This is a genomic window from Kribbella sp. NPDC049584 (genome assembly GCF_040675555.1).
Lineage (GTDB): Bacteria > Actinomycetota > Actinomycetes > Propionibacteriales > Kribbellaceae > Kribbella.
The window spans coordinates 615,108-635,692 of sequence record NZ_JBFAPF010000001.1; the positions used below are offsets into that span (position 1 = coordinate 615,108).

Annotated in this window: 23 protein-coding genes and 1 tRNA gene; 6 read left to right on the forward strand and 18 right to left on the reverse strand. The window is 68.7% G+C overall.

Annotation, left to right across the window (positions count from 1 at the left end; all coding sequences use genetic code 11):
- Window positions 1-38 precede the first annotated feature (38 nt).
- Together AB0J62_RS03030 and AB0J62_RS03035 are read right to left on the reverse strand one after the other, a co-directional pair.
- A complete protein-coding gene (locus tag AB0J62_RS03030; protein ID WP_363863753.1) occupies window positions 39-695 on the reverse strand; it encodes a response regulator transcription factor in 657 nt (218 codons plus the stop codon).
- Window positions 692-1,810 carry a histidine kinase gene (locus tag AB0J62_RS03035; protein WP_363863756.1) on the reverse strand — a complete coding sequence of 373 codons (1,119 nt, stop codon included), beginning with the start codon at window positions 1,808-1,810 and terminating at the stop codon, window positions 692-694. Before AB0J62_RS03035 ends, AB0J62_RS03030 begins: the two co-directional genes overlap by 4 nt.
- Window positions 1,811-1,914: 104 nt before the next feature.
- Between AB0J62_RS03035 and AB0J62_RS03040 the strand changes: the two genes are divergently transcribed.
- The 3 genes from AB0J62_RS03040 to AB0J62_RS03050 all read left to right on the forward strand — a co-directional run bounded on the left by AB0J62_RS03040 (window position 1,915) and on the right by AB0J62_RS03050 (window position 3,228).
- On the forward strand, window positions 1,915-2,421 hold the full coding sequence (locus AB0J62_RS03040; RefSeq protein ID WP_363863759.1) for an ACT domain-containing protein: 507 nt from the start codon (window positions 1,915-1,917) through the stop codon (window positions 2,419-2,421).
- Between the two features lie 20 nt (window positions 2,422-2,441).
- Window positions 2,442-2,960, forward strand: a complete 519-nt coding sequence (locus tag AB0J62_RS03045) for a peptide deformylase (protein ID WP_363863762.1) — start codon at window positions 2,442-2,444, stop codon at window positions 2,958-2,960.
- Window positions 2,961-3,145: 185 nt separating this feature from the next.
- Window positions 3,146-3,228, forward strand: a tRNA-Leu gene (locus tag AB0J62_RS03050).
- Window positions 3,229-3,280: 52 nt separating this feature from the next.
- Here AB0J62_RS03050 and AB0J62_RS03055 read toward each other — a convergent pair.
- Both AB0J62_RS03055 and AB0J62_RS03060 read right to left on the reverse strand, forming a co-directional pair.
- Window positions 3,281-4,030 (reverse strand): hypothetical protein, encoded by a 750-nt coding sequence (locus AB0J62_RS03055; protein ID WP_363863765.1) that lies wholly within the window; start codon window positions 4,028-4,030, stop codon window positions 3,281-3,283.
- Between the two features lie 55 nt (window positions 4,031-4,085).
- Window positions 4,086-4,940, reverse strand: a complete 855-nt coding sequence (locus tag AB0J62_RS03060; protein WP_363863768.1) for a uracil-DNA glycosylase — start codon at window positions 4,938-4,940, stop codon at window positions 4,086-4,088.
- Window positions 4,941-4,957: 17 nt separating this feature from the next.
- Here AB0J62_RS03060 and AB0J62_RS03065 point away from each other — a divergent pair, with 17 nt between their 5' ends.
- Window positions 4,958-5,482, forward strand: a complete 525-nt coding sequence (locus tag AB0J62_RS03065) for a flavoprotein (protein WP_363863771.1) — start codon at window positions 4,958-4,960, stop codon at window positions 5,480-5,482.
- Here the strand turns inward: AB0J62_RS03065 and AB0J62_RS03070 are convergent.
- On the reverse strand, window positions 5,471-6,901 hold the full coding sequence (locus AB0J62_RS03070) for an MFS transporter (protein WP_363863774.1): 1,431 nt from the start codon (window positions 6,899-6,901) through the stop codon (window positions 5,471-5,473). The genes AB0J62_RS03065 and AB0J62_RS03070 overlap by 12 nt on opposite strands.
- 129 nt (window positions 6,902-7,030) lie before the next feature.
- On the opposite strand from AB0J62_RS03070, the gene AB0J62_RS03075 reads away from it, so the two are divergent.
- Window positions 7,031-7,606, forward strand: a complete 576-nt coding sequence (locus tag AB0J62_RS03075) for a helix-turn-helix domain-containing protein (protein ID WP_363863777.1) — start codon at window positions 7,031-7,033, stop codon at window positions 7,604-7,606.
- A gap of 9 nt (window positions 7,607-7,615) precedes the next feature.
- Here the strand turns inward: AB0J62_RS03075 and AB0J62_RS03080 are convergent, their stop codons facing one another.
- The 8 genes from AB0J62_RS03080 to AB0J62_RS03115 form a co-directional block, all read right to left on the reverse strand.
- Window positions 7,616-8,017 carry a type II toxin-antitoxin system VapC family toxin gene (locus tag AB0J62_RS03080; protein ID WP_363863780.1) on the reverse strand — a complete coding sequence of 134 codons (402 nt, stop codon included), beginning with the start codon at window positions 8,015-8,017 and terminating at the stop codon, window positions 7,616-7,618.
- Window positions 8,014-8,310, reverse strand: a complete 297-nt coding sequence (locus AB0J62_RS03085; protein ID WP_363863783.1) for a type II toxin-antitoxin system prevent-host-death family antitoxin — start codon at window positions 8,308-8,310, stop codon at window positions 8,014-8,016. The genes AB0J62_RS03080 and AB0J62_RS03085 overlap by 4 nt, the downstream gene beginning before the upstream one ends.
- Window positions 8,311-8,350: 40 nt before the next feature.
- Window positions 8,351-9,259 (reverse strand): Ppx/GppA phosphatase family protein, encoded by a 909-nt coding sequence (locus AB0J62_RS03090; protein ID WP_363863786.1) that lies wholly within the window; start codon window positions 9,257-9,259, stop codon window positions 8,351-8,353.
- On the reverse strand, window positions 9,252-9,734 hold the full coding sequence (locus AB0J62_RS03095; RefSeq protein WP_363863790.1) for a DUF501 domain-containing protein: 483 nt from the start codon (window positions 9,732-9,734) through the stop codon (window positions 9,252-9,254). Before AB0J62_RS03095 ends, AB0J62_RS03090 begins: the two co-directional genes overlap by 8 nt.
- Window positions 9,731-10,336: a septum formation initiator family protein gene (locus AB0J62_RS03100; protein WP_363863793.1), complete on the reverse strand. Its 606-nt coding sequence runs from the start codon at window positions 10,334-10,336 to the stop codon at window positions 9,731-9,733. Before AB0J62_RS03100 ends, AB0J62_RS03095 begins: the two co-directional genes overlap by 4 nt.
- A gap of 18 nt (window positions 10,337-10,354) precedes the next feature.
- Window positions 10,355-11,635, reverse strand: a complete 1,281-nt coding sequence (eno, locus tag AB0J62_RS03105) for a phosphopyruvate hydratase (protein ID WP_363863796.1) — start codon at window positions 11,633-11,635, stop codon at window positions 10,355-10,357.
- A 73-nt stretch (window positions 11,636-11,708) separates the two neighbouring features.
- Complete coding sequence (locus tag AB0J62_RS03110) at window positions 11,709-12,254, reverse strand: RNA 2'-phosphotransferase (RefSeq protein ID WP_363863799.1); 546 nt, start codon at window positions 12,252-12,254, stop codon at window positions 11,709-11,711.
- The gene (locus tag AB0J62_RS03115; RefSeq protein WP_363863802.1) at window positions 12,251-13,093 is read right to left on the reverse strand and encodes a LysR family transcriptional regulator; all 843 of its coding nucleotides are present in this window, start codon (window positions 13,091-13,093) and stop codon (window positions 12,251-12,253) included. Before AB0J62_RS03115 ends, AB0J62_RS03110 begins: the two co-directional genes overlap by 4 nt.
- Before the next feature lie 70 nt (window positions 13,094-13,163).
- On the opposite strand from AB0J62_RS03115, the gene AB0J62_RS03120 reads away from it, so the two are divergent.
- Window positions 13,164-13,628, forward strand: coding sequence for a hypothetical protein (locus AB0J62_RS03120; RefSeq protein WP_363863805.1), 465 nt, complete (start codon window positions 13,164-13,166; stop codon window positions 13,626-13,628).
- Window positions 13,629-13,828: 200 nt separating this feature from the next.
- On the opposite strand, the gene AB0J62_RS03125 is transcribed toward AB0J62_RS03120, so the two are convergent.
- Genes AB0J62_RS03125 through pth form a run of 5 tightly spaced genes read right to left on the reverse strand, consistent with a single transcriptional unit; the run spans window position 13,829 to window position 20,543 of the window.
- The gene (locus AB0J62_RS03125) at window positions 13,829-14,662 is read right to left on the reverse strand and encodes a phosphotransferase (protein WP_363863808.1); all 834 of its coding nucleotides are present in this window, start codon (window positions 14,660-14,662) and stop codon (window positions 13,829-13,831) included.
- A gap of 45 nt (window positions 14,663-14,707) precedes the next feature.
- Window positions 14,708-15,682 (reverse strand): MazG family protein, encoded by a 975-nt coding sequence (locus AB0J62_RS03130; RefSeq protein WP_363863811.1) that lies wholly within the window; start codon window positions 15,680-15,682, stop codon window positions 14,708-14,710.
- Between the two features lie 6 nt (window positions 15,683-15,688).
- Window positions 15,689-16,312, reverse strand: coding sequence for a hypothetical protein (locus tag AB0J62_RS03135; protein ID WP_363863814.1), 624 nt, complete (start codon window positions 16,310-16,312; stop codon window positions 15,689-15,691).
- 29 nt (window positions 16,313-16,341) lie between these two features.
- Entirely contained in the window at window positions 16,342-19,971 is a 3,630-nt protein-coding gene (mfd, locus tag AB0J62_RS03140) for a transcription-repair coupling factor (protein WP_363863817.1), read from the reverse strand.
- Window positions 19,968-20,543, reverse strand: coding sequence for an aminoacyl-tRNA hydrolase (pth, locus tag AB0J62_RS03145; RefSeq protein WP_363863820.1), 576 nt, complete (start codon window positions 20,541-20,543; stop codon window positions 19,968-19,970). Before pth ends, mfd begins: the two co-directional genes overlap by 4 nt.
- Between the last annotated feature and the right edge of the window lie 42 nt (window positions 20,544-20,585).

Genomic DNA, 20,585 nt, shown 5'->3' on the forward strand with positions numbered 1-20,585 from the left:
CTCGACTCGCCGGGGGCCGGCCTTATCAATGCAGCTGCTCAGTGCAGCAGGTCCGCGTCGTGGACCAGCAGCGCGATCTGGACGCGGTTGTTCAGGTCGAGCTTGGTGAGGATGCGGGAGACGTGTGTCTTCACGGTCGGGACGCTGAGGTAGAGCGTCGCGCTGATCTCGGCGTTCGACTTCCCCTCCCCCACGGCGACGGCGATCTCGCGTTCGCGGTCGTTCAGGCCGGCGAGCCGGGCGACGGCCTTGGCCTTGCGACTGTCCTGGCCCGAGTCGGCGACGCGCGTGATGAGGCGTTTGGTGACGGCCGGTGAGAGTACGGGCTGGCCGGCCGCGACCCGGCGTACCGATTCGACGATCTCGCCGGGTGGGGTGTCCTTCAGGACGAACCCGGCCGCGCCGGCGCGGAGCGCCCGGAGTACGTGCTCGTCGGCGTCGAAGGTGGTGAGGATGACGACCTCGGGCGCGCCCGGACGTCGTCGTACCGTCTCGGTCGCGGTCAGGCCGTCGGTGCCGGGCATCCGGATGTCCATCAGGATCACGTCCGGCGCGAGCCGATCGATCAGCCCTTGTACGCCGGAACCGTCGCCGGCCTCGCCAACCACGCGGATGTCCTGAGCGCCACCCAGCATCAGCTTCAGCCCGGCCCGCAACAACGGATCGTCGTCGACGATCAGCACGCGTATGGTCATGCCGGCCACGGTAGCCAGGCGTAGAGGCGGAAATCGCCTTCGGGCGTGCGGCCGTGTTCGATCCGGCCTTCGACCAGCGCGGCGCGTTCGCTGAGTCCCTTCAAACCTTGGCCGTCTCCGCGTCTGCGGTCGGGCGCGGGATTGCGCAGCTCGACCGACAATCCGTTGCCGGGGGCACCGGTCACGCTGATCGTCACCGGCTCACCGGGCGCGTGCTTGACCGCGTTCGTGAGGCCTTCCTGCACGATGCGGTACGCCGTACGCCCGACGTGCTCGGGCATCGCGCCCGGTGCGTCGAGGGTCAGGTCGACGGGGATGCCCGCCTCGCGGGAGCCGTCGACGAGGGCCGGCAGATCGGAGAACGCCGGCTGCGGGAGCTCGCCGACGGGAGCCCGCAGTACGCCGATCACCTCGCGGAGATCCTGCAGCGCCTGGTGCGCGCTGGCCCGGATGATCTCGGCCGCGCCGGCGACCTCGCCCGCCGACGCGTCCGGGCGGTACGCGAGCGCGCCGGCATGCACGCTGAGCAGCGAGAGCCGATGCCCGAGTACGTCGTGCATCTCGCGGGCGATCTCCTCGCGGGCCCGGAGCTGGCCCTGTTCGGCCTCGAGTCTCGCGACGGTCTCGGCGCGATCGGCACGGTCCCGCAGCGTCTGCAGGAGCTGGCGGCGCGATCGGATGTAGAGACCCCAGCCGGCCACGGCGGCGTACAGAGCGACCGCGGCGATCACGATGGCCGCCGGGTCGTCCGGCTTGTCCCGGATCTTGATGTAGGCGGCCAGGCTGATCGCGTTCACTCCGAAGATCAGCATGGTCGTCCGCAGCGGGCGATGGATCGCCACAGTGAGGATCAGGATCAGGGCGGCTGTCCCGGCCGTGTCCGAGAACGTCGACACGGCGGCGCCGACGATCGCGAGCTGGACCGGCCAGCGCCGGCGGAACCAGAGCGTGACGCACAGCGCCATCCCGACCCAGAAGTCGATCGCGAGTAGACCCGGGCTGATCGGGTCCTTGCTGCCCGCCTCGTACAGCAGGAACCCCGTCAGCACCGCCACCACGAAGACGAGACTGTCCACGATCCAGTCGCGTGTACTCCGGCGGAAGAGCTCCTTCATGGTCCGAATGTAGCGGTGCGTAAGCGTTTTCCGCGGCCGTTGGGGTTGTCCGGATACCGAAGTCGCTTTCTTGCGGTACTTAGGTCAACGGTAGGTTGCCGGGCATGAGTCAGCTCGCTGTCACCGTCATCGGCCCGGACCGCCCGGGCATCATCGCGGACGTCACCGGGGCCCTGGTCGGCACCGGGGTCAACCTCGAGGACTCCACGATGACGCTGCTGCGCGGCCATTTCGCGATGATGATCGTCTGCGCGGGGCCAATCGACGAGGTGGAGGCGGCGCTCGAGCCGCTGCAGAGCGAGCTGGTCATCACGGTGCGGACGATGGGGCCCGAGCACGAGCACGCGCCGATCGGCGCGCCGTACATGCTGAGTGTGCACGGTGCCGACCGGCCCGGGATCGTCGCCGCGGTGACGCGGATGATCGCGGCGGCCGGCGGGACGATCACGGATCTCGCGACGCGGCTGAGCGGTGGGCTGTACGTGCTGACCGCGGAGGTCGAGCTGCCGCCGTCCGCCGAGCTGGAGATGCTGGACCGGGCGCTCGAGATCACCGCTGAGGAGCTCGGGGTCGGCGTCACCCTGCGCCCGGCGGAGAGCGACGACCTGTGATCTCCTCCTGGTCCCCTAAGTTGCTGGACGTCGAGGGCGCTGTTTTGGACGTGGTCCGGGCGCCGCATCCGGTGCTGGCCGCTGAAGGCGCCTCGGTGGACCCGCTCGACCCGTTCGTGATCCAGTTGGCGGCCGACCTGGTCGCGACGATGCGGGTCTCCCCCGGGTGCGTCGGGCTGGCCGCGCCGCAGGTCGGAGTGGCGGCGCAGATGTTCTCGCTGGATGTGAGCGATCACCCGAAGACTCGTACTTGTCATGGGGTGTTCGTCCTCTGCAACGCCGTCGTCCTCGAGGCTTCTCGCAACGAGAAGGCGCGTGAGGGGTGCATGTCCGTCCCCGACTTCACCGGCGACGTCAAAAGGGCGACCCGGCTGACCGTACGCGGCGTACTGCCCGGGACCACTGACTCGGTGACCATCACCACCGACGCCTTCGAAGCTCGAGCCCTCCAGCACGAGATAGACCACTGCAACGGCAAACTCTTCCTCGACCGGGTGGCCGGCGCCCACGCCGTCTACCCCCGGAAGAACTACCAGTAACCGGGCCTGCCTCCTCGTCCCACGCCGTAGCGAGCAGGTTCTCGGCGGAGTGCCTCGGTGTGCTGGAGCGGAGGGGTCGATGCGGTGTTCATCGTTCCCTTCGCTCCAGCACGGCGAGGTGCCCGCCGAGTGCCGCGCAGTAGGCGTGGGACGAGGAGGCGGGCCCCTAGTACTCTCGTCCCGACGCCCGGGTGGCGGAACGGCAGACGCAGCGAGCTTAAACCTCGCGGCCCTAACAGGCATACGGGTTCGAATCCCGTCCCGGGCACCTCATCGGCTTGCGGTTGGCGTGGGCCGGACTGCTCGGTGGCAGACGCTGGTCAGTGGGCTATTTCTGCTTGGTAGCAGGTTAGGTGCCAGGTGGCTTGGGTTGGGGGTGTGCCTGGGGGGCGGGTGCAGTGGCCTGAGGCGAAGGTGACTGTGTGGGTGCCGGCCAGGTAGCACCAGGCGTCGTAGTCCTCGTCGGTGCCGTAGGCGTACGAGAGGTAGTGCTTGACGGGTTGAGTGCCCAGGAACGGGGTTTGGAGGCGGTGTTGGGCTTCTAAGGGGAGGTTGCCCAGGAAGCCGCGCATGTCTTGGGTGAGGTTCAGTTGTGGGGGTGGCGCGGCGGCGGGCTCGGGGGTGGTGCCGGCTCGGCCTGGGACGAGGTTGCGTAGGGCGCCGCGTGGCTTGGTTGGTTGTTGTTGTACGACGGCGTGCTTGAGGCTGGCCGGGACGAACTGGTTCAGGCGGACGCTCTGGGTGCGCTGGCCTTGCGCATTTACGCGTGGAGTCGTCACAGCTAGACCATTCGGGCCGAGTACGACGGCGTACGGGCGGTCGCGTTCGCGTTTGTGGCGGTCGGCCCACCAGTCGATCCTCGGCCCTACCTTGCGCTCGACGTACGCCTTGACGTCGTCGTGGAGCTCGTCCCAGAAGTGGAACCGGTCCGGGGACGGGACGAAGTTCATATCCGCTGCCTCATGGGCTCCGGGCATCTGCGGCGTGGCGGTCGAACGCTCCACACCGCCCGCCTCGCGACGCGTGGCGGGACGTCCGCGGGACTGCTCGGGCAGATTCCCACCACTCATCTGAACACCCGCTTCGGAGGCATGCCGGGAGCTTCCACCACCTTCATCATCCGGGTCAACCTCGTTCCAGCGGCTCTGTGGATAACCCGGCCAGCGACTTGGCGCGGATCAGGACGGCGTCGAGCATGGGTTCGGTGAGTTTGCCGGTGAACGTGTTCTGCTGGCTGGGGTGGAAGGAGCCGAGGACGGTGATTTCGCCTTGTGGGGTTGGGATTTGGTGCTCCACGGCGTGACCGAACTTGGGACGCGGTCGTGGAATGGTTGCGCCCAGCGAGGCCAGACCGTTGAGCAGGGCGTCGTACCCGAACTTGCCCAGGCACACGATCGCTCGCGTGGTGGCGAGAGACAGCTCCAGCTCGCGACGGAACCACGGAGCACAGTTGTCGCGTTCCTCAGGTGTGGGTTTGTTGGCGGGCGGCGCGCAGCGGACGGCGGCGATCATGCGGGCGCCGGTCAGGCGGAGGCCGTCGCCGGCGTGTTCACTGGTGGGCTGGTTGGCGAGACCTACCCGATAGAGCGAGGCGAACAGCCAGTCGCCGGAGCGGTCGCCGGTGAAGACGCGGCCGGTACGGTTGCCGCCGTTCGCCGCGGGCGCGAGTCCGGCGATGAGGATGCGCGGGGCCGGGTCTCCCCACCCGGGGATCGGCCGGCCCCAGTACGGCTGGTCGGCGAACGACTTCCGCTTGCCGACAGCAACATCTTCGCGCCATTCCACGAGCCGCGGACAAGCACGGCAGACAGACACTCGCGCTTCCAGCTCGTGCAGGTCGTCGGTCGCCGCGAGCCGCACGACCTCCCCCGGGTCATGCGCCACCGGAGTACGCCGCACGGCAGCATCCTCCGGCCACCCGGTCCCCGGCGGCACCGGACTCTCAAACAACTGCCCCGTCAACGGATGCGGAAGCTTCATCCCCTCAGACTAAAGACATGAGCGTCATCGGAGTCGTCGCGTCCGCCACCGGCGGGGTCGAGCAGCTGCGGCAGGGATTGGTCATGCCTCTCGTCGACCGCGGACACCAGGTCGCGATTACCCTCACGCCAGCGGCAGCGGAGTGGCTGGCGCCGGCCGAGCGGTGGGAGCTGGAGCGCATCACTGGCCTCCCGGTGCGCTCGCAACCCCGGCGACCTGGCGAGCCGCGGCCGCACCCGCCGATCGACGTGTTGGTCGCCACTCCCGCCAGTGCCAACACCGTCGCCAAGCTGGCGCTCGGGATCGGGGACAACCAGGCGCTGTCCGTCCTGTCCGAGGGTCTCGGGAGTACGCCGATGGTGGTGTTCCCGCGCGTGAACGCGGCCCACGCGAGGCATCCCGCGTGGGCCGGTCATCTGGCGACGCTGCGCGCGGCAGGCGTCGTACTCATCGAATGGGAAGTACGCGAGCCGCGAGAACCCGGCGGGCAGGAGTTGCCTTGGGCCCGCATTCTCGCTGCCGTCGACGAACTAGGCGGCTAGTTTCTCGAGCGGCTGGGGTTCGGTTGTCTGAATGGCCCGGTTGCGGCGAGGGCTGGGGATTGCCAGGGCGAGTACGACGGCTGCGGCGGCGAAGGCTGACAGCAGGAGGAATGTGTCGGTGAAGCCGGACTCGGCGGGGAGGCCTGAGGGCTGGAGGTGGCCGGTGATGATGGAGCTGGCCAGCGCCGTACCGATCGAGCCGCCGATGGTGCGGATGTTGGTGTTCATGCCGGTGGCCGCACCGGTCTGCTCGCGTGGGACGTTCTGGACGATCAGGCTGGTCATCGACGCGTAGGCGAGCCCGAGCCCGATACCGAAGAGGGCCGTCGACACCGCGACCTGCCACTGCTGGTCGTGGAACTCCGCGAAGATCAGTGCCGCGACCAAGCTGAGCGCGGAACCGGAAACGACCTGTGCCTTCACGTTGAACCGCGGTGCCAGCGGACCGCTCAGCGACCCGGTGACCGCCATCGTCACCAGCATCGGCAGCATCAGCAGGCCGGCCTGGGTCACGCTCGCTCCGAAGCCGAACCCAGCGGCCTTCGGGATCTGCAGGAACTGCGGCACGAACGCGTACACCGCGAACATCGCCGCGCCGAACAGCAGCGCCACGAGGTTCGTCGTCCACACCGCCGGGCGGCGCATCATCCGCATGTCGATCAGCGGGTTCCGTGAGCGCAGCTCAACGGCGATCCAGCCGACGAGCAGTACGACGGCCAGTGCGAACAGGCCGACGGTGCGGAACGATCCCCAGCCCCAGGTGCGGCCGGTGCTCAGCGGGAGTAGCAGGGCGATCAGCCAGCCGGACAGGAAGGCGGCGGCAAGCCAGTCGATTCGGCCGGCGACGCGGTTCGGCGACTCCGGGACGTACCGGCGTACAAGCAGCGTCGACACGGTGACGACCGCCATCGGGATCCAGAACAGCCAGCGCCAGCCGAGCCACTCCACGATCGGGCCGGCCAGCACGATGCCCAGCCCGCCGCCGGCGGCGATGATCGCGGAGACCACACCGACCACTGACGGCACGCGCTCGGCCGGGAACTCGTCCCGGATGATCCCGAACGCCAAGGGGAATACGGCTCCGCCGACGCCCTGGAAGACGCGGGCGGCGATCAGTACGCCGATGTTCGGCGCGAGGGCCGCGATCAGACAGCCGACGGCGAGCGCGCCGAGGGCGATGAACAGCGTGCGCTCCTTGCCGACCATGTCGCCGATGCGGCCGAGGAGCGGCGTTGCGACCGAGACGGACAGCAGGAGCGCGGTGAAGACCCAGGTGACCGTGCTCGGGGTGGTGTGCAGGTCGTGCTGGATGACGGGCAGCGCCGGGCTCACCAGCGACTGCAGCATCGAGAACGATGCGACGACCGTGGCGAGGACCGCCAAGGTCAGTCGGGGGTTTCCAGACCTGATGACAGGCATGCAGAAGTCCTTCGAAAGGGGTGTGATCGCGCCGTACGACGGCGCGGGAGTCCCCGGCCTGGTAAAGTCGAGGTGTGCCTCCACTATAGCGGAGGTATGCCTCCGGTAACAACTGGCTAAGGTGATCGAATGGTGAGCGAGCAGAGCAGGCCGGCTTTGCAGGTCGACGTACGGCGGCCGCAGCGGGCGGACGCGCGGCGGAATTTCGACGCCCTGCTCGCCGCCGCCCGGGACGCGTTCGCCTCCAAGGGCGTCGATGCGTCGCTCGAGGACATCGCCCGCCAGGCCGGCGTCGGCATCGGCACGCTGTACCGCAACTTCCCGAACCGTCAGGATCTGCTCAACGCGGTGTACTTCGGCGAGATCGAGGAGCTGTGCATCGCCGCGGAGAAGGTGGCCGATCTACCGCCGTGGGACGCACTGACGACGTGGCTGCACCGCTTCGTCGAGTACGCCGCGACCAAGCGCGCGATCTGGGAGTCCCTGAACCGCGAGACCGAGAGCTTCAAGGCGGCGCGAGCGGCGATGTATGCCGCCGGGACGCCACTGTTCGAGCGAGCCCAGGAGGCCGGCGAGGCCCGCAAGGACGTCTCCTTCGACGACCTCCTCCGCATGGTCAGCGGCCTCACCGCCGCCGGCTTCGTAGACCAGGCCCAACGCGACCGAGTCCTCACCATCGCCCTCGACGGCGTCCGCGTCAGGTGAACGAACGCCTCACCCGCGAGGGCTGACGATCTCGAAGCCCGCGTCCCTGCCCGCCTCAGCCAGTCGGTCGTCGTACGTGGCCAAACCCGTCAGGTCCGCTCCAAGCACCCGGGCGGTCGCGAGATGAATCGCATCCAAAGACCGCAGCATCCGATCCGGTTCGTTCATCGCGGCGTCCACGATGTCGTCGTCGATACTGATGAAGTCGAAGGCAAGAAGTAGATCGCGCGCATCCGGGAGCACGGCAGGAAAGACCCGCGTCACCGCCCTCATGACCTCGATCCGCAGCAACGCCGAACTCACCCAGGCTGCGCCGACAGCCTGATCGTAGAAGTCTGCGAATGCCTTGGAATGACTCTCTTCCACCAGCAACTTGAGCGCCGCCGACGTGTCGAGGTAGTACAGGCTCACCAGGATTCCTCGTCGCGCAGTGCGGCGAGCGCATCACTCAGCCGATCGCTGCCGTCGCCGGCACGCATCCTCGGCCTGAACCCCGGCCGCACTGCAGTGCGCACCCTGCCTTGCTCGGTGAGCCGATCCAGCACCGGTGTCGCCGCCCGCTCTTCCACGGGCACGATCCGTGCGACCAGCCGACCGTACTCGGTCACATCGATCGTCTCGCCATGCCGGACGCGAGCCAGCACCTCGCTCGTCCGGTGGCGCAGTTCCCGCAGCCCCACGGCGTGTTCGTTCGGAGTAACCATGCCACGAAGGTAGCACAATTTTGTGACACAACCCCGCGATCTAGGCGAGGGTGAGCGCGACTCCGTCGAGGATGTCGTGTTCGGAGACTGTTAGGGCGTTGACGGGCAGGCGGTCGAAGAGGCGTTGGAGGATTAGTGCGCCGGCACCGATGACGTCGACTCGGCCGGGGTGGATCGAGTGGAGGGCGGCGCGGTCGGCGCGGGTTGAGGTGGTGAGCCAGGTGGTGGCTTGGCGCAGTTCGTCCGCGGAGAGGCGCGCGTGGTGGACGGCCGTGCGGTCGTACTGCGGGAGGCCCAGGGCGACCGCCGCGACGGTGGTGCAGGTGCCGGCTACGCCGATGAAGGCGCGGGCCTGAGCCAGCGGGACCGTGGTGCTGTCGAGGAGGGCGTCTACGTCGCGCGTGATGACGGCAAGTTCGGCGGGGCTGGTCGGGTCGGTAGTGATGTGGCGTTCGGTGAGGCGGACGGAGCCCATGTCGAGCGATTCGGCCGCTTGTACGCCGTTCGCGTCGCCCAGGACCAGCTCGGTGGAGCCGCCGCCGATGTCGGCTACGAGGTACGGCGCGGGGAGGTCGAGCGAGGTCGTGGCGCCGCGGAAGCTGAGCTCGGCTTCTTCGGTGCCGGAGATGATCTCGGGGTCTACGTCCAGCCGGGCCCGGACGCCTGCGAAGAACTCGTCGCGGTTGCTGACGTCGCGGGCGGCGGAGGTCGCCACGAAGCGGATCCGGCTGGCACCCCTGGACCGGATGACGGATGCGAAGTCCTCACAGGCCTTGAAGACGCGGGCGAGGGCTTCGGGAGCGAAGGCTCCGGTGGCGTCTACCCCCTGACCGAGGCGGACGATCGTCATCCGGCGATCGACCTCGACCAGTTGCCCGTCCACAAGGTCGGCAATCAACAGCCGGATCGAGTTGGTCCCACAATCGATCGCCGCAACCCGCTCAGACACACGGGCCCCGGCGGCCCCAGTCGTCCAAAGCTTCCAATGCCTCGTCGCCCAGCGGGTTCACGCCGGGACCGGCGGCCAGCGAGTGACCCACGAGCACGTGCAAGCACTTCACCCGTGTCGGCATGCCGCCGGCGGTGATGCCGGCGATTTCCTCGACGTGTTCGATCGACTCGCGGTGGGCGAGGTACGACTCGTGGGCGGCGCGGTACCGGGCGGCCAGGTCCTCGTCCTCCGCCAGGCGGTCCGTCATTTCCTTCATCATGCCGGAGGCCTCGAGCGTCCCGATCGCGGACGCGAGGCGCGGGCACGTCACGTAGTACGTGGTGGGGAACGGGGTGCCGTCCGGCAATCGCGGCTCGGTTTCGACCACGTCCGGGAGGCCGCAGGTGCAGCGGTGCGCGATCGAGCGGATGCCGCGCGCAGTACGGCCGAGCTGTTTGCTGACTGCTTCTTCGTCGGCGGGGCTGACGCTCACCTGGTTTCCTTAGGTGACGGCGTGATGATCGGCTTCGGGGTGGGCTTAGCCGGCGTCGGCGTCGCGGCCACCGGCGGTTTGCCGGCGCCCTCGACGCTGCCCCACAGCTTCGTGTACCAGGTCGGCTTCTGCGTGTCCGTCGCGCCATCCGACGGTGTCGACGGCTCCGGCGGGGCGCCGACCGGCTTCCCGTCCGCGCCGATCACGCGGTACCCGACCTCACCCGGCATCACCCAGCCGAGCCGCTGCCGCGCCTGCGCCTTCACGTACGCGTCGTCGTCCCAGCGGGCGATCTCGTCGTTCAGCTCGCCGACCCGCTTCTCCCGGTCGCGGATCTCCTGCTGCAGCGCGCTGACCTGCTGGTGCTGGTCGAACCACACCCGCAGGCTCTGCGCGTACGACACGATCAACGCCCCGAGGACGAGCAGTACGACGGCCGCCCGCCCGGTCAGGTTGCGCGAACCCCTGGTCCGCGCCGGTTCCGGCTGGGTTCCCGCAGTACGGCGTTTGGGCTGGTCGCCCCGTCGGGCCGGTGGACGCGACTGGGTCCGGCTCGACGGACGCGAGCCGGGGCGTGCACCGGATTCCCGACGGGACGGCATACCTGAACCTCCGAAACGTCAGCCCTGGAACCGCGGGAAGGCCGAGCGACCGGCGTACGTCGCCGCGTCGTCGAGCTCCTCCTCGATCCGGAGCAGCTGGTTGTACTTCGCGGTGCGGTCGGACCGGGCCGGGGCGCCGGACTTGATCTGGCCGCAGTTGGTCGCGACCGCGAGGTCGGCGATCGTGGTGTCCTCGGTCTCGCCGGAGCGGTGGCTCATCATGCAGGTGAAGCCGCTGCGGTGGGCCAGGTCGACGGCGTCCAGGGTCTCGCTCAGCGAGCCGATCTGGTTCACCTTGACCAGCAGGCTGTTCGCCGCCTTCTCGGTGATGCCGCGCTGCAGCCGCTCGACGTTGGTGACGAACAGGTCGTCGCCGACGATCTGGATCTTGTCGCCGAGCTGACCGGTCAGGCTCTTCCAGCCGTCCCAGTCCTCCTCGTTCAGCGGGTCCTCGATCGAGACGATCGGGTACGACGCGACCAGGTCGGCGTAGTAGGCGATCATCTCGTCCGCGGACTTCTTGCCGCCCTCGAACGCGTACACGCCGTCGGTGTGGAACTCGCTCGCCGCGACGTCCATCGCCAGGGCGATGTCCTTGCCGAGCTGCAGACCGGCCTTGTCGATCGCGACCGCGATCAGGTCGAGGGCCTCACGGTTGCTGGCCAGGTTCGGCGCGAAACCGCCCTCGTCGCCGAGACCGGTGGACAGGCCCCGCTCCTTCAGCACCGCCTTCAGCGCGTGGTAGACGGTCGCGCCCTGCATCAGCGCCTCGCCGTACGTCGCGGCGCCGATCGGGGCGATCATGAACTCCTGCACGTCGACGTTGCTGTCCGCGTGCGCGCCGCCGTTCAGGATGTTCATCATCGGCACCGGCAGGACGTGCGCGTTCGGGCCGCCGACGTAGCGGAACAGCGGCAGGCCGGAGCTGTCCGCCGCCGCCTTGGCGACCGCGAGGCTGACGCCGAGGATGGCGTTCGCGCCGAGCTTGGCCTTGTTCGGGGTGCCGTCCAGGTCCAGCAGGGCCTGGTCGATCAGCCGCTGCTCGTGGACGTCGTACCCGACGATCTCCTTGTCGATGTCCTCCAGGATCGCGGTGATCGCCTTCTGGACACCCTTGCCGCCGTACCGCTCCTTGTCGCCGTCACGCAGCTCGACGGCCTCGAACTGACCGGTGGACGCGCCCGACGGGACGGCCGCCCGGGCGACGGTGTCGTCGTCGAGCAGAACCTCGACCTCGACAGTGGGGTTGCCGCGCGAGTCGAGGATCTCGCGGGCGCCGACGGCCTCGATGGTGGCCACATTGACTCCCAAGTTCTCGATGACGAATCGGTCCCGAGCCTAGCCTCCAGACCACCAGCCTCAGTGGACTGTGTCATGTCGGCCCCGCCCCACCGCCCCGGTCAGGGTCGGTCCTAACGATCGCATCCACAGGTATCTCCCGCGTCAGTAACACTCCGTTGGGCGCCCGAAAGACCGCGAGATCGCCGGAATCCACACCCAGCAAGACTTCTACGCGCGATCTTCTCCCGACGTGGCTGTCCTTCGACGGCGCCAGGTGGACATGCGTACGACGTCCCGGCCGCAAGCCCTCCCGCTCGATCGCAGCCAGCGCAGCCCGCGTCGTACCGTGCCAGAGCAGGTCCGTGGGGTGCACCCGTTCCCAACTGTTCTCCAAGGCTTCACGTGTCACCGGCATCCCCACCAACGAATGCCCCTGACATGCGCGGATCCGGTCGCCGTCCACCTGCAACCGCTGCTTGTCGTTCTCCTCGACCGCCCTGTCCAGGGCGGCGCGGTCCATGGCGAGTTCTTGCAGGACGTCGTCGATGGCCGCCCAGCCGTCCGCACTCATCGTGAGGCCACGCTCACCCGCGGCGTGGCGGAGCAGCTTGGAGATCGCTCGGCTGTTGCGACTCACGTCAACATCCTCATCAGCTCCTCCACCCGCTCATCCCGGCCCGGCCGCGACACGACGTAGTACCGGACCGGCGGCAGATCCTTGACCGGGATCTTCCGCACGGCTGCCGTCGTACGCACGGAGCCGTTGACGACGGCCGGTCCGATGCCGAGACGGACGAAGTGGACCAGCAGTTCCCACCCTTCCGCCTCAACCGCGACGGACCACCGGATCCCCTGGTCGAGCATGCTCCGCTCCAACTGCTGCCGATGCGGACGGTCCTTCGGCGGTACGACGAGCGCTTCGTCCTGCAGGTCCTTCAGGCGCACGGTACGACGCTCCGAGAGCCGGTGACCCTTCGGAACGATCAGCACCTGTGGGACCTGCACCAGCAGCCTGCATTCCAGGTCGTCAGGCGGGATGCCGAGCGCGGTAACGCCGACGTCCGCGGACCCGTCCCGGATCGCAGCCAACGTTTCGCCCGCGTCCGCAGTACGCAGCCGAAGTTCACGTCCGCGGGTCAGGTAGCGCCGGAGTGAGTCGCCGAGCAGGTAGAGGTATGTGCCTGAGCCGGCGATCACGACCAGCGGGCGCGCCGGAGCTGCACCCAAGGTGCGCAGGAAGTCTGCCGTCCGGTCCTTCGTGTCATGTGCGAAGGCGGCCAGCATTTCCCCGGCTTCGGTCAGCAACAGCTGCCGGCCCTGCTTCACATACAGCCGCTCCCCAAGCCGGCCTTCCAGCTTCCGGATGCGCGTATGCAGCGCGGGCTGACTGACGTGCAGGACATCGGCCGCGCGCGTGAAGTTGCGGTGCTCCGCGAACACCGCGAACGCCTGCAGATCCTCCGCTACCAACTCCATCAACAGAAACTATAGCTATGTCGATAAGAAGTAGTTCTGCTGGATAGCTACCGCAGCCGACGCTGGAGACATGAACAGATTGGGAATCGATATCGGACGGGTGATCATCAACGGACCATCCGGGCCCGGTGACACGTCGTTCTTCTCCGGGGACACAGCAGCCATGCTGCGTACTCCCGCAGTACCAGGTGCTTTCGAGGCGATCGCGCGGCTGGTGCCGCTGTTCGACGAGACCTGGTTGGTGTCGAAGTGCGGACCGCGGATCCAGCAACGCTCATTGGAGTGGCTCGCGCACCATCGCTTCTGGGAGCGCACCGGGGTTGCCGAAGGCAACGTCCGCTTCTGCCTGCGGCGCCCGCAGAAGGCGATCCACTGCGCCGAGCTCGGCATTACGCACTTCATCGACGACAAGCCGGACGTGATCCGCGCGATCACGCCGGTCGTCGCGAACCGCTACCTCTTCAAGAACTGGAAAACGACCGAGGCAGCCGTACTACGAGACCTGCACGCCGAGCGCGCGGGGCGCGTCGGTTAGGTCTCGCTGGTCAGCGGGCGTCAGCACCACTGGACGAGGACCGAGCAGTCCGGGCCGGCGGCAGCGGCAGGCGTGGCGACGCCGGCTACGGCCAGAACGGCGAGTCCGGCCAGTGCGATCAGCTTCTTCATCGTGTCTCCATCCCCAGGGATTCGTACCATTCTCTCTGACGAGAGTAGATCTGATCCAGGCCACAATGCCTACCTGCCGAACGAGCGACGTGCGTCAGCCAGGCCCTTGAGGTTGTCGGCGGGGCCGGAGATGCCGGTCAGGACATCGTTGGTGATACGCCAGGCGAAGTACGCTGCCTGGACAGCCCAGCGGACCCGCAGGAAGGTGCCCAGACCGCGGTCCAGCTCGGCGGACAGCTCGGGGCGTTGGCGCAGGTACGCCGGGACTACCTGGTCGCCGGTGTACATGACGGCGGATGCGACGTCGTACAGGATCGGACCCTGCATGGCGCTCCCCCAGTCGATCAGCGCCACCTCGCCGTCGGGCCGCCGCCGGAACGCCTCGGCGGCCGGATCACCGTGCAGCCAGGCCCACGAGAGCTGACCGAGCGCGATCGCTTCGGTCACCGCGCCCTCGACCGCCGGCCGGATCCAGGGCTCGAGATCCAGACTCGCCTCGAGCGGCAGCATGAAATGCAGCCAGTCGGCCGTATCGCCGGATTCCACGCCTGCGGCCGCGTGCACCCGCCCGAGGAACTCGCCGATCTCGGCCTGATCGGTCTCGACCAGCTCCAGCCCGTCGACGTACTCGAGAAGCGCAACCTGCCGCCCGTCGACCCGCTCCACGAGCCGCCCGTGATTGTTGGGCGTCGGCCGGCCGGTGGTGAGCCCGGCGTCGTCCAGTCGCGCAGCGAGCGCGAGGCCTGGCTCGAAGGCGGTGTCGTCCGCATCAACAGCCTTCAGCACCAGCCGCCGGCCATCACCCGAGACCAGGTACGCCGCGGAGTTCATCCCGCCAGTGAGCGGCTCGACGGCATCGGGCTTCAGGTTCCAGTGCTCCCGCAGTACCTCGGTGATATCCACGCCTTCAGCTTGTCAGCCGTCAGCCCGTCCCGCCGGTGAATTAAATTAGGCGGTCTCGGCCGCGCGGACCTGGTCGGCCAACTCGCCGACGGCCTGCCGTAGCGCCTGCTCGGCGTCGACGCCGAGGCGGCGGGCTTCGCGCACGATGGCGAGGAGCTCCGGGCCGATCTGGTCCGCGGAGGTGACCGACGGGGTCGCGGCGTCCGACGGGAGGACCTTCGCGGAACGACCCAGGACCTTGTCGGCGAGGGCTAGCGCAGGCAGGGCGAGGGGGATGCCTTCGAGGACCGATGAGCGCTGCTTCTCGGCGGCCTTGATGGTCTCCCAGTTGGCCTCGACGGCGGCGGCGTCCGCGGCGTCGACGGTGCCGAAGACGTGCGGGTGGCGGCGGACGAGTTTCTCGACGATGCCGCCGGCGACATCGTCGATCGTGAAGGCCTCGTCGGGGTTGTCCTCGGCGATCCGCGAGTGGAACGCGACCTGCAGCAGCAGATCGCCCAGCTCCTCCTGCAGGTGCGAGAGGTCGCCGGTGTCGATGGCCTCGAGGGTTTCGTAGGTTTCCTCGAGCAGGTACTTCGCGAGGCTCTCGTGGGTCTGCTCCTGGTCCCACGGGCAGTTGCGCCGGAGCCGGTCCATCACCCGCACGAGGTCGATCAGCCGGGCTCCAGGCACGTCGTACGAGCCGTGAATGATCTCAACCTGGTACGACGGCTCGCGGACAAGCTCGTCGGACACGGCCCGGAGTAGCCCCGGCTCGCCGTCGTCCCCGGTGAGCCAGACGACCTGTCGACCGTCGGCGGCCGCGGACGACAGCCAGGTCCAGGCGCCGGACACGCCGGCCTCGACCTGGGTGACGACCAGCCCCGAGCCGATCACGGCCTGCACATCGGGCCGGTCCGGACCGCCCGCGGCGCCGATCTCGTCGGCAGCCTCGAGCGCCTGCCAGGTCGCGCGGGTCAGCAGGCCCGGCGCGACCCGGGGACTGGTGAGTACGACCGTGATCGTCCCACCGCTACTCATGAACCGTCAGCCCTGGGGTTGGGCCTGCTGGGCCGCGTCGGCGGCGGCTTTGCGCTTGGCGGCGGTCTGGTCGGACTCGACCGACAGCGAGCCGGAGACCGTCGTGTCGAGCTTGCCGTCGGTCCACTGGCCGAAGCGGGGCGCGACCGAGACCTTGATGTCCTTGGAGGCGTCCTTGACCGCCAGCAGGCCCTGCTGCAGCTTGGCCTGGTCCTGCAGGTCCTTGATCGTGCCGCCGCCGAGCTTGATCGTGACGACCGCGGCCGTCGCGACCTCGTTCAGGAAGTCGCGCGAGACCGTGTCGGTCTGGAACTTCTGGTACGTCGCGTCGTCTTCGCCGACCGCGCTCCTGGCCGCCACGGCGGTCTCCGCGGGGGTCACCGAGATCGACTTGTCCTGCTTGAGCTGCCCGAGGATCGCGTTGTTCACCAGGTCGCTGAGCGCGGCGGCGGTGTTGTAGTTCTGCCCGAGCGCCGTGGTCACCGCCTGCGAGGTCTTGTCGACGTCACCGATGCTGATCTCGGTGTTGCCGACAACGGCCGCCGCGCCGGGGTGTGTGCCCGCCGCGCAACCACCGGTCAGCAGCACGATCGCCGCCACCGCACCGAGAGCCCGTAGCCGTGTGCTCACCGAATCTCCTCGTATCCCACTCGTAAGTTTCACGCCGGCACCACAATAGGTTCGCCGATCACGTCGTCGATCAACCGGGTGCACCATTGCAGCAACTCCTGGTCGCGGAGCGGCTGACCGCCGACCGGCCTGGTGGCCGGTCTCGGCACCAGAATGGTATGCAGTTGCGGCTTCACCAGACTCTTCGGGTACAGCCTGTTGAGCCGGAGCACCTTGGAATCGGGCAGCTCGACCGGCCCGAACCGGATCAGGTTCCCCTGCAGGGTGACGTCGTGTAGCCCCGCCCGGCGGGCGTGGTTGCGGAACTTCGCCACCTCGATCAGGTTCAGCACGGCCTGCGGGATCTCGCCGTACCGGTCGTGCAGCTCCTCGACCAGCTCGGCGATGCCCTCCTCGTCGCGGACCGCCGCCAGCCGCTGGTACATCTCCAACCGCAGCCGCTGCGACGGGATGTAGTCGTGCGGCAGGTGCGCGTCGATCGGGAGCTCGATCTTGACCTCGGGCTCCTCGGCCTGCGTGTCGCCGCGGTACTCCGCGACCGCCTCGCCGACGAGCCGGACATACAGGTCGAAGCCGACGTCCGCGATGTGCCCGGACTGCTCGCCGCCGAGCAGGTTGCCCGCGCCGCGGATCTCGAGGTCCTTCATCGCGACCGCCATACCGCCGCCCAGATCGGCATGCTGCGCGATCGTGGCCAGCCGGTCGTGCGCCGTCTCCGTGAGCGGCTTCTCCGGCGGGAAGAAGAAGTACGCGTACGCACGCTCGCGGCCTCGGCCGACGCGACCGCGGAGCTGGTGCAGCTGCGACAGCCCGAGCAGGTCGGAGCGCTCGACGATCATCGTGTTCGCGTTCGAGATGTCGATCCCGGACTCGACGATCGTCGTACAGACGATGACGTCGGACTGCTTCTCCCAGAAGCCTTGGATGACCTGCTCGAGCGTGTGCTCGTTCATCTGGCCGTGCGCGACCGACACCCGCGCCTCGGGCACCAGTTGACGGATCCGCGCGGCGGCCTTCTCGATCGTGTTCACCCGGTTGTGGACGACGAAGACCTGCCCCTCCCGGAGCAGCTCGCGCCGGATCGCGGCGGTGACCTGGTGCTCGTCGTACGCGCCGACGAATGTCAGCACCGGGTGCCGTTCCTCCGGCGGGGTCGCGATCGTCGACATCTCGCGAATGCCGGTGATCGACATCTCCAGCGTCCGCGGGATAGGCGTCGCGGACATCGTCAGTACGTCGACGGCCGTCCGCAGCCGCTTCAGCTGCTCCTTGTGCTCGACGCCGAACCGCTGCTCCTCGTCGACCACGACCAGGCCGAGATCCTTGAACGCCACCTCGCCGCTGAACAACCGGTGCGTCCCGATCACCACGTCGACCGACCCGTCGGCGAGGCCGTCGATCGTCGCCTTCGCGTCCTTGTCGGTCTGGAACCGCGACAGCGGCGCCACATTGACGGGGAACGCGGCGTACCGCTCGGCGAAGGTCGCATAGTGCTGCTGCACGAGCAGCGTGGTCGGCACGAGTACGGCGACCTGCTTGCCGTCCTGCACTGCCTTGAAAGCGGCCCGTACGGCGATCTCGGTCTTGCCGTAGCCGACGTCACCGCACACGATCCGGTCCATGGGCATGACGCGTTCCATGTCGCGCTTGACGTCCTCGATCGTGGCCAGCTGGTCCGGCGTCTCCACGAACGGGAACGCGTCCTCGAGCTCGCGCTGCCACGGGGTGTCCTTGGCGAAGGCATGCCCCTTGGTCGCCTGGCGCGCGGCGTACAGCTTGATCAGCTCGCCGGCGATCTGGCGGACGGCCTTGCGGGCGCGGCCCTTGCGCTTGGCCCAGTCGCCGCCGCCCATCTTGTCCAGCGTCGGCTGCTCGCCGCCGACGTACCGCGTGACCTGGTCGAGCTGGTCGGTCGGCACGTACAGCCGGTCGCCCGGTTGACCGCGCTTGCTCGGCGCGAACTCGATCACGACGTACTCGCGGGTGGCCTTTTGTGAGCCCGAGCCGACGGTCCGCTGCATCATCTCGACGTACCGGCCGACGCCGTGCTGCTCGTGCACGACGTAGTCGCCCGGCTGCAGCTCCAGCGGGTCGATCGTCTTCTTCCGCCGCGACGGCATCCGTTGCTGCGAACGGCGTTCGGCCGCGGATCGCTGGCCGGCCAGGTCGTTCTCGGTGAGGACGGCGAACTTGATGCCGTCGGCAATGAAGCCGTGGTCCAGCTGCCCCTGCGAGATCAGTACGACGCCGGGCTCGGGGATCTCCTCGATCCCTTCGACCACACGGGCCGGCAGCTCGGCCTCGGAGAACACCTCGGCCAGACGTTGCGCGGGACCGTGTCCTTCGGTGACGCAGACGACGCGCCAGCCGTCCCGCAGCCAGCCGCGGATGTCCTCGGTCGCGGCCGCCGTCTCACCGCGGTACGGATCGACTTCGTGGACCGCGAGGATCTTGCTCGTGACCGCACCGGCCTCGGCGTCGATGTCGAACGAGACGCGCTCGCCCATCGAGTCGCGCAGCTCCGGCGTGTCCGTCGGCGCTGCCGCGAACGGCGAGAGGCTCCACCAGGCCAGGCCCTTGCCCAGGGCATGTGCCCGGACGTCACCCAGCGACATGTACGCCGCCGCGCCGAGGTCGATCGGGGCCTCGCCACCACCGGCGGCCGCGGCCCACGACGCCTCCAGGAACTCCTGGCTGGTCGCGACCAGATCGTGCGCCCGGGCGCGAACACGCTCGGGATCGCTGACGATGACGTGCGCACCGGCGGGCATCAGGTCGACGAGCAGCTCCATGTCGTCCACGAGCACCGGAGCCAGCGACTCCATGCCCTCGACGGCATGCCCCTCGGCGAGCTTCTCGAACAGCTCGGCCAGCTCGGGGTGTTCCTTGGCCAGTACGGCGGCGCGCGAACGGACCTCGTCCGTCAGCAGCAGCTCGCGGCACGGCGGCGCCCACAGACCGTGCTCGGCGATCTCCAGCGAGCGCTGATCCGCGACCGCGAAGTACCGGATCTCTTCCACGTCGTCGCCGAAGAAGTCGACCCGCAGCGGGTGCTCCTCGGTCGGCGGGAACACGTCGATGATGCCGCCGCGGACCGCGAACTCTCCGCGGCGCTCGACCAGATCGACCCGGTGGTACGCCGCTCCCGCGAGCCGCTCGACAACGTCCTCGAGCTCGACCGAGTCGCCGACGTGCAGCTGCACCGGCTTCAGATCGGCCAGGCCGGCCACCTGCGGTTGCAGCACGGATCGCACCGGCGCGACCAGGATCTTGATCGGCCCGGTGGTCTCGTCGGACGGATCGGGGTGCACGAGACGCCGCAGTACGGCGAGACGCCGGCCGACCGTGTCGGAACGGGGCGAGAGTCGCTCGTGCGGGAGCGTCTCCCACGCCGGGTAGTAGGCGACGGTGCCGGGCTCCTCGACGAGGCACTGCAGCTCCTCGGTGAGCTCCTCCGCCTCGCGGAAGGTGGCGGTGACCGCGAGGACCGGGCGGTCGGCGCCGTTCTGGGCCGCCGCGATCGCGGCGAGCAGGACCGGGCGCACGGGGCCGGGTGCGCTCAGGTCGAGGGTCGTGACACCGTCACTGCGGGCGTCACGAACGGCCTCGGACACCACCGGATCGGTGATCAGGGTGTCGACCAGACCGCTCAGTTTCACGAGTTGTACTTCCCTTGGGTGGCGTCGAGGCCGTCGGTGAGCAGGCACTCGACGGCGTCCGCGGTCCGGTCGACGGCGAACGGAAGATCCTTGCGTTCGGCCGAGGAGAACTCGTTGAGGACGAAGTCGGCTGGCGCCTGCCGGCCCGGCGGACGACCCACACCGAACCGCACTCGATAGTACTCACCGGTGCCAAGCGATTTCCGCAGCGACCTGAGCCCGTTGTGGCCGTTGTCCCCGCCGCCGAACTTGCACCGCAGTACGCCGAAGTCGATGTCGAGCTCGTCGTGGACGACGAGCAGGTTGGCCGGGTCGAGCTTGAAGAACTTCAGCAGGCCGGAGACCGGACCGCCGGACTCGTTCACGTACGCGCGGGGCTTGGCCAGCACCACCCGCAGGCCGCTGATCCGGGTCTCGATCACCTCGGCCTTGACCTGCTTGCTCTGCTTCCACTTCCCGCCGGTCCGGGCGGCCAGCTCGTCGGCCACCAGCTGACCGATGTTGTGCCGGGTGCGGGCATAGGAAGGGCCGGGATTCCCCAGTCCGACGACCAACCACACGTCGTCCGCCACGGATCCCGGCCCTCCTGAAGTTCGGCTGCTGATGCCGAGTGC

Coding starts and splice junctions, on each gene's coding strand:
- AB0J62_RS03030 (WP_363863753.1), bottom strand. CDS start 695: ATGACCATACGCGTGCTGATCGTCGACGACGATCCGTTGTTGCGGGCC.
- AB0J62_RS03035 (WP_363863756.1), bottom strand. CDS start 1,810: ATGAAGGAGCTCTTCCGCCGGAGTACACGCGACTGGATCGTGGACAGT.
- AB0J62_RS03040 (WP_363863759.1), top strand. CDS start 1,915: ATGAGTCAGCTCGCTGTCACCGTCATCGGCCCGGACCGCCCGGGCATC.
- AB0J62_RS03055 (WP_363863765.1), bottom strand. CDS start 4,030: ATGAGTGGTGGGAATCTGCCCGAGCAGTCCCGCGGACGTCCCGCCACG.
- AB0J62_RS03060 (WP_363863768.1), bottom strand. CDS start 4,940: ATGAAGCTTCCGCATCCGTTGACGGGGCAGTTGTTTGAGAGTCCGGTG.
- AB0J62_RS03065 (WP_363863771.1), top strand. CDS start 4,958: ATGAGCGTCATCGGAGTCGTCGCGTCCGCCACCGGCGGGGTCGAGCAG.
- AB0J62_RS03070 (WP_363863774.1), bottom strand. CDS start 6,901: ATGCCTGTCATCAGGTCTGGAAACCCCCGACTGACCTTGGCGGTCCTC.
- AB0J62_RS03075 (WP_363863777.1), top strand. CDS start 7,031: ATGGTGAGCGAGCAGAGCAGGCCGGCTTTGCAGGTCGACGTACGGCGG.
- AB0J62_RS03085 (WP_363863783.1), bottom strand. CDS start 8,310: ATGGTTACTCCGAACGAACACGCCGTGGGGCTGCGGGAACTGCGCCAC.
- AB0J62_RS03100 (WP_363863793.1), bottom strand. CDS start 10,336: ATGCCGTCCCGTCGGGAATCCGGTGCACGCCCCGGCTCGCGTCCGTCG.
- AB0J62_RS03115 (WP_363863802.1), bottom strand. CDS start 13,093: ATGGAGTTGGTAGCGGAGGATCTGCAGGCGTTCGCGGTGTTCGCGGAG.
- AB0J62_RS03120 (WP_363863805.1), top strand. CDS start 13,164: ATGAACAGATTGGGAATCGATATCGGACGGGTGATCATCAACGGACCA.
- AB0J62_RS03130 (WP_363863811.1), bottom strand. CDS start 15,682: ATGAGTAGCGGTGGGACGATCACGGTCGTACTCACCAGTCCCCGGGTC.